This window comes from Prosthecobacter sp. (genome assembly GCF_044222345.1).
Taxonomy (GTDB): domain Bacteria; phylum Verrucomicrobiota; class Verrucomicrobiia; order Verrucomicrobiales; family Verrucomicrobiaceae; genus Prosthecobacter.
Genome location: NZ_JBGANL010000132.1, coordinates 1 through 4,189, shown reverse-complemented (window position 1 = coordinate 4,189; position 4,189 = coordinate 1). Strand labels below are relative to the sequence as shown.

4 protein-coding genes are annotated in these 4,189 nt (G+C 60.9%); 3 read left to right on the top strand and 1 reads right to left on the bottom strand.

The window, feature by feature from the left end; translation table 11 throughout:
- Positions 1–307: 307 nt before the first annotated feature.
- Positions 308–2,059: an SMP-30/gluconolactonase/LRE family protein gene (locus ACILSL_RS27035; protein WP_395735184.1), complete on the bottom strand. Its 1,752-nt coding sequence runs from the start codon at positions 2,057–2,059 to the stop codon at positions 308–310.
- Positions 2,060–2,088: 29 nt separating this feature from the next.
- Here ACILSL_RS27035 and ACILSL_RS27030 point away from each other — a divergent pair, with 29 nt between their 5' ends.
- From ACILSL_RS27030 to ACILSL_RS27020, 3 genes are read left to right on the top strand one after another with little or no spacing between them, the layout of a single operon-like run.
- Positions 2,089–2,940: a hypothetical protein gene (locus ACILSL_RS27030; protein ID WP_395735183.1), complete on the top strand. Its 852-nt coding sequence runs from the start codon at positions 2,089–2,091 to the stop codon at positions 2,938–2,940.
- Between the two features lie 57 nt (positions 2,941–2,997).
- Positions 2,998–3,681 carry a biotin/lipoate A/B protein ligase family protein gene (locus tag ACILSL_RS27025; protein ID WP_395735182.1) on the top strand — a complete coding sequence of 228 codons (684 nt, stop codon included), beginning with the start codon at positions 2,998–3,000 and terminating at the stop codon, positions 3,679–3,681.
- Positions 3,678–4,031: a gamma-glutamylcyclotransferase gene (locus tag ACILSL_RS27020; protein ID WP_395735181.1), complete on the top strand. Its 354-nt coding sequence runs from the start codon at positions 3,678–3,680 to the stop codon at positions 4,029–4,031. Before ACILSL_RS27025 ends, ACILSL_RS27020 begins: the two co-directional genes overlap by 4 nt.
- The last annotated feature ends 158 nt before the right edge of the window (positions 4,032–4,189 follow it).

Sequence of the window (4,189 nt, the reverse complement as noted above, 5' to 3'; positions counted from 1 at the left end):
TGCTCAAACGCGGCAAGCCCTTCAAAGTCGCCATCACCGCAGTCATGCGCAAAATGCTCTGCGTCCTCAATCGCTTGATCGCCGATCCAAAATTCCAGCTTGCCAACTGACACAGTTGCTGTCTGTCGATCAGCGCTCACGCCAGAATCCACGGCATCCAAGCCCACCCAAGATGCCGCCACAGCAACGGCATGGGGGGACTCTGCCCAGCGCTTGCTTGCAGTAATCGTGAGCCAGGCATTCTGGCGGTAACGCTCGCCGACAGACAGGAGTGTCTGTCGTACTTCCAGGCAGCGCTTGCGCGCTCTTACAGCCTCGGCTTCTCCGGCTTGATCGGGGCCTCCGCTGAGCGCACGCCTTTCACCTGGGTTTTGCGTTTGAAGACCTTGTCGCCGTTGCAGGCGTAGAGTTCGTCGAAGTTCGCGCCGCCGAAGACCACGTTCGCCAGCCACTTGCGCTGCGGCTTGGCGATGATGCCGTTCACGCGCCCGGCCTGATCGCAGAACTGGATGCCCGCATGCGTGGTCACGTAGAGGCGGCCTTTCGTGTCCAGCGTCATGCCATCGGCGCCGCTTTCCATCAGGCCATCGGGGATGCGGAGGTGGTGGTAGGGCTGCTTGGCGCTCAGCGTGCCATCCGCATTGATGTGGTAGCTCCAGATGAACTGGCCGCGCATGTCGGCCACGAGCAGCAGGCTTTGATCGGGCGAGAGACGGATGCCATTGGGGAAGGCGAGGCCGCCTTTGTCATTCGTGTCCACCACGCTCTTCTCGCCATTGGGCTTGATGAGCCACACCTGCTTGTGCGGCGGATCGGTGACGTAGAGATTGCCGTTCAGGCCGATGCAGAGGTCGTTCGATTCGATGCCCTCGGCGATCACGCTCATCTTGCCCGCTTCATCATAGGCGACGATCTGCTTGTTGCCATTCGCGCAGGCGAAGAGGCGGCCATCGGGGCCGAACATGAGGCCGTTGGCTTTGCCGGTGTTTTCAGCGAAAACGCTCACCGTGCCGTCCAGCGCCACCTTGTGGATACGGCTGTTCGGGATGTCGGTGAAGAAGACCTCGCCCTTCGCATTCGACGCCGGGCCTTCGGTGAAGCCGTAGCCTTCTCCCACGAGCTGCCATTCGCTACCAGCTCCCAGCACGTCCATCACGGGGGCCTTGGAGCCGACGCCCTTCGTCACCGCCTTGGGCCAGTCCTTCCAGAGCCAGCGCATGGCATCGGGAAAAATGGCCGTGGCGTGCTTGCCATTGTGGCCGCCGTCTCCCCACACGTGGTTCACTTCATAGCCAGCGAACTCGAAAGCGGAGAGCATCTCCTGGTTGGCGAGGAACCAGTTTCCGCCGGTGCCGTTGGCATCGTTGCTGCCGTCCTGCAGGAAGACGCGCAGCGCCTTGGGCTCGGCCTTGCGAATCATCACCGGGTAGTCGTTGCCGCCGCGCTGATCCACATACGTGCCGATGGTGCTGAACACGCGGCTGAAGGCCTCGGGCCGCTCCCACGCCGCGGTGAAGGCGGCGATGGCGCCGCTGCTGCTGCCGCCGATGCTGCGGTCATTGCCTTCGTGCGAGAGGCGGATGGGGCGGCCATCCGGCAGCGTGATCTTTTCCACCTCGGGCAGCAGCTCTTCGAGGATGAAGCGCGCGTAGTTCTCGCCCAGGCCATCGTATTCCACGCTGCGGTTGTAGCGGTCCAGCTGCGTCGCGGGATCTGCCGCCGGCACGCGGCCATGCATCACGAACACGCCGATGATCACCGGGATCTCTTTTTTGGCGATGAGATTGTCAAAGACGACGGGGGCCTGATTTTGGATGCCGTCCTGGTTCACATGCACGCAGGCGGGCTTGTCGGGCGTGTACTGCTTGGGCACATACACCCAGTAGTCGCGCACGGTGCCGGGGAAGATCTTGCTGTTCTTGAATTCAAACTTCAGCACATCGCCCTTCGGCACGCCCTCCTGGGGCTTGGAGTCCGGGCCGGGCTGGTAGTCGTCTGCGGCGGGGGAGAGGGTGCAGAGCAGGGAGAAGGCGAGAGCGAGGAGGCGGGTGGGGCGCATGGCGTGGAGTCTGTGAAATCGGGGGACGGATGTCAAAGAAACATCCTGGCTGCATACGCGGAAAAATGCGGCATGATGCGGCTCATGGAAAATCTATTGTCAGACGATTGCATGCAAATCGTCATGCATTGCTCAAAGAACCCCATCATCAAACGACCATGTCTGTGATCTATCCAGCACCTTCAGACAAGGCCTGGCGAGTTTTACGCGCAACGCTGGCCGTCACTTTGGCATGGTTCAGCATGTCCGCCTGCAACTTCTCCAGAGGAGCGGAACCTGCGGAGGAGGAAGACCGCTGGGTGAAGGATGCCCGGGCCGAGTGGCCGGCAGCCACAGGCACCCTGCAGATGATGGGAGGCAGGAATGCCGTCGTGCTTCAAGTGGGTTCCTTGCGCAGCGACTGGAATTCCGGAGCTCTCATCATCATGTGCGACCGCAAAGAGTGGTCTTTTGAAAGTCTGCGCCTGTTTCGCCTTTCAAAGGCATGGGGCGAATACATCCCTTTTCGTCTTGTATCCAAAGGACCGGAGCACAAAGCGCACTTCATGGCCACGCTGCGAGAGATTGTCGAAGCCATGGAGAAGGATTTGCCGCCTACAGACGAATCAACCCAAGTCGTGGGAGGGGTGAACAGTTCGGGAGGTTGTTTGGTGTACGAACTGGCCGAGCCGGGACAGTTCAGGCATTTCAGCACCAATCGCCGGGATCTCAAAAGCACGCCGCAGCTGAAGTCAGCCATTGAGGTTCTGCATTGGTGGTTTGCCAGCAATGTCAGTCTTTTGGTAGAGAACCCAAAAATCATCCCGCAGTGGAATGGTAAGGCTGCACCCGCCCTCCCTGTTGAATTTCCATTTCACGAAATATCGAAACCCAACAAGTGACGCCGCCCTCCCCATTTTTGGGACGTGATTCGGAACGATGATAACGGCAATACAGCCATGCATTCAGCAACACCTCTCTTCGACCAACTCATCCTGCACCTCGACCCGACGCCGCATGACGGCCCCTGGAACATGGCCGCCGATCAGGCCTGGCTGGAGCTGAGCGAGGTGCCGGTGCTGCGCGTGTATCGCTGGACGGAGCCCACGGCGACCATCGGCTACGCGCAGAATCTGACGAAGCTGGGCGATTCGCTGCCGCAGTGGCCCATCGTGCGGCGCTGGACGGGTGGCGGCGTGGTGCTGCATGACAACGACTACACCTATTCCGTCATCGTTCCCGCCGTGCATCCTTGGTCGCAGACCAATCCGCTGGACAGCTACCGGCTGGTCCATGAGTCGCTGGCGAAGGCGCTGGATGATGGCAGCCGCCTCGCCGGACCGGAAGATTTGATCGAGAACCCGTTCTGCTTTGTGGCCCCCGCCATGCACGATGTCATTCGGGACAAAGTGAAAGTGGCCGGGGCAGGGCAGCGGCGCGGCAAGCTGGGCCTGCTGCACCAGGGCAGCGTGCAGCAGGTGACGCTGGGCGAGGACTTCTGGCCACGCTGGGCGTCGCAACTGGCCGCCAACGTGCTCATCCGGCATGAGATGAACGATGCAATGATGGAACGCGCGAAGGAACTGACGCAGAAGCGCTACAGCCTGGCTTCGTGGTTGAACGAACGAGAGGACGAGCTGTGAACACGCTGGTGTTTGTGTACGGCACACTCAAGCGCGGCGGCAGCAATCATGGATGGATCGCGCAGCAGCAGTTTGTGGCAGAGGCGCGCACGGCACCGCTTTTCCGACTGTATGACCTGGGCGGGTATCCCGGCATGGTGCGTGCGGAAGATGGCCTCTCCATCCAAGGCGAAGTCTGGAGCGTGGATGAAGCCGGGCTCATCAAGCTGGATGTGCTGGAGGACACCGATGGCGGCGAGTATGAGCGCGTGCCGGTGCCGCTGGAGGGGGAGTGGGCGTCGCAGCGCGTGGAGGGATATATCTACCTGCGCAGCATCGAAGGGAGACGTGAGGTGGGGGTGTGCTGGTGAAAGTACGACAGGCACTCTTTGTATGAGTGGAGTTGTCCTGATTCTGGGCTGAGATTGAACTCAAGCTTGGAACTCAGACTGGGTGGTGACGGCCAACCAGCCTGAGCGCGTGTGGGACAGACCGGAGGCACTCTTGATCCTTTGAGATCGTCAGGCAG

What these genes read in the sequence shown, in the direction of transcription:
- ACILSL_RS27025 (WP_395735182.1), top strand. Translation starts at nt 2,998, where the DNA reads ATGCATTCAGCAACACCTCTCTTCGACCAACTCATCCTGCACCTCGAC.
- ACILSL_RS27035 (WP_395735184.1), bottom strand. Translation starts at nt 2,059, where the DNA reads ATGCGCCCCACCCGCCTCCTCGCTCTCGCCTTCTCCCTGCTCTGCACC.
- ACILSL_RS27030 (WP_395735183.1), top strand. Translation starts at nt 2,089, where the DNA reads ATGTCAAAGAAACATCCTGGCTGCATACGCGGAAAAATGCGGCATGAT.